We start from the raw sequence: 2,439 nt of genomic DNA, 5'->3' as shown, positions 1-2,439 counted from the left end.
CGCGCTCAATGCGTTTGCGATCACCTTCGAAGGACGCATCACCCTGAACGGTAACTAACCGACATCAAGGTCGGATCCACCGTTAATCGGACACTCCCCCTGGAGGATTTAGATCTCGATTCCACTTCCTCGTTTTTCGTAGGCATCTGGGCGCACGGAACCGGTGACACTGACACAGCACGTTCGTGGTGGGAGAAAGCCGCCGACCACGACCACCCGGAAGCGATGTTCAATCTGGGATTCAGCTACGACGAGGCTGGTGATGTTGCTAGTGCGCGTGTGTGGTGGGAGAAAGCCGCAACCCGCCATCTACCTCGAGCGCTGTTCGCTCTCGGACTGATCGACAAAAAGGCGGGTGATCTCGTTGGTGCGTGTGTGTGGTGGGAGAAGGCTGCCGCACGCGGTCACGCTGAGGCGATGTTCAAACTCGGATTCAGCTTCTTCAATGCTGGTGATGTCGCTGCGGCGCGTTCGTGGTGGGAGAAGGCCGCCGGCCGCGGTCACGCTGACGCGATGTTCAACCTCGGAGTCACGTACTACGACGAGGGTGATGTCGCTGCGGCGCGTGTGTGGTGGGAGAAGGCCGTCGGCCGCGGTCACGCTGACGCGATGGTCAACCTCGGGCTCACGTACTACGACGAGGGTGATGTCGCTACGGCGCGTTTGTGGTGGGAGAAGGCCGCCGGCCACGATCACCCTAGAGCGATGGCCAGCCTCGGGCTCTCGTACTACGACGAGGGTGATCTCGTTACGGCGCGTGTGTGGTGGGAGAAGGCCGCCGTCCACGATCACGCTGACGCGATGGCCAGCCTCGGGCTCTCGTACTACGACGAGGGTGATGTCGCTACGGCGCGTTCGTGGTGGGAGAAGGCCGCCGTCCACGATCACGCTGAAGCGATGGCCAACCTCGGGATCTCGTACGACATCGAGGGTGATCCCGCTACGGCGCGTTCGTGGTGGGAGAAGGCCGCCGTCCACGATCACCCTGACGCGATGTTCAACCTCGGAGTCACGTACTACGACGAGGGTGATGTCGCTGCGGCGCGTTCGTGGTGGGAGAAGGCCGTCGGCCGCGGTCACGCTGACGCGATGGCCAGCCTCGGGCTCTCGTACTACGACGAGGGTGATCTCGTTACGGCGCGTTTGTGGTGGGAGAAGGCCGCCGTCCACGATCACGCTGACGCGATGGCCAGCCTCGGGATCTCGTACGACATCGAGGGTGATGTCGCTACGGCGCGTTTGTGGTGGGAGAAGGCCGCCGTCCACGATCACCCTGGCGCGATGTTCAACCTCGGATTCAGCTTCTTCAATGTTGGCGATGTCGCTACGGCGCGTTCGTGGTGGGAGAAGGCCGCCGTCCACGATCACCCTGGCGCGATGTTCAACCTCGGAGTCACGTACTACGACGAGGGCGATGCCGCTACGGCGCGTTCGTGGTGGGAGAAAGCCGTTGCGGCAGGATCTGACAACGCCCGAAAAGCCCTAGACGAGTTGGGTGATGATTAACCGCAGACCACCCGGCACCTCACGAGTAGACAGTGCGGCTGGAGCCGAAAACCGCAGGGTTCCGACCCCAGCTGCACTTTTGTCAGCGGTTCTGCTAGTTGATGGTGAGGGTGACGATGCGGTTGCGCACCGCGAGGTCTTCGCGGAAGTCGCCGCCGGGCATGTTGTCGATGATCTGCCCGCCGGGGCGGGCGATGCCGATCGCCGTAACGGGAGCGCCGAGGTCACGGAGTCGGGTGAGGACGGCCTGCGCGCGGCGCTTCTCGAGGTCAGGGCCACCACCCCAGCTTTCGTGGGGGACGGCGGCGCTGTGACCGACCGCGTCGACGACCGTCGTTCCGGGGCAGTTGTTCAACTCCTGCGCGATCGGAGCAAGCACACCATCGACACCGCCGAGCAGGATGTCGCTTTCCGGGGCGAACGCGATGCTGGTGTCGATGTCGATCTGACCGGCGCACTGCGTGCTCAGCTGGTTGAGCTCGACGACGGGTACCGGAGTCGTCGACACCGGCGGCAGATCACTCACCGGTCCCGGAAGCACGTCGCAGGCAGTGGCATTCATCCGCCGGCAGAGACCGGTCATGATGGTCTGCAGCGCAGTCCTCACGGCCGGACCGGCGACCGTCTGTGCGCTACCGGGAGCCGGGTAGCCCAGGCCGATGAAACTGATGTTCTTGCCCGCCGCGTCGGGCAGGTTCCGATCATCGATCGCGTCGACGAACTGCTCAGGAGCGGTGATCCAGTTGCCGGCGGCGTTGAGGTCGATCGGGTCGACCGTGGCGAATCCGCTGCTCATGAGGACTACCCGACCTCCGGAGGTGGTGGCCTCGAGTGCCCGATCGAGGACTCCCAACACATCCAAGCCGGGGTGGCTCGAGCTGACTGAGGACGCAGTCTGCTGGAGGTTCTCGATGTTCGTGGCGATCTTCTTCT

2 protein-coding genes are annotated in these 2,439 nt (G+C 63.7%); one reads left to right on the top strand and one right to left on the bottom strand.

Annotation, left to right across the window (positions count from 1 at the left end; all coding sequences use genetic code 11):
• The first annotated feature begins 225 nt into the window (after nt 1-225).
• On the top strand, nt 226-1,506 hold the full coding sequence (locus tag A2J01_RS05430) for a tetratricopeptide repeat protein (RefSeq protein ID WP_064112263.1): 1,281 nt from the start codon (nt 226-228) through the stop codon (nt 1,504-1,506).
• A 94-nt stretch (nt 1,507-1,600) separates the two neighbouring features.
• Here A2J01_RS05430 and A2J01_RS36295 read toward each other — a convergent pair.
• Nucleotides 1,601-2,439 (bottom strand): hypothetical protein (locus A2J01_RS36295; RefSeq protein WP_064112262.1); only part of this gene is annotated, 839 nt, incomplete at its 5' end.

Origin of the sequence: Rhodococcus sp. EPR-134, assembly GCF_001647205.1 — a bacterium.
GTDB lineage: Bacteria > Actinomycetota > Actinomycetes > Mycobacteriales > Mycobacteriaceae > Rhodococcus_F > Rhodococcus_F qingshengii.
This window is presented reverse-complemented; position numbering and strand designations above follow the sequence as displayed.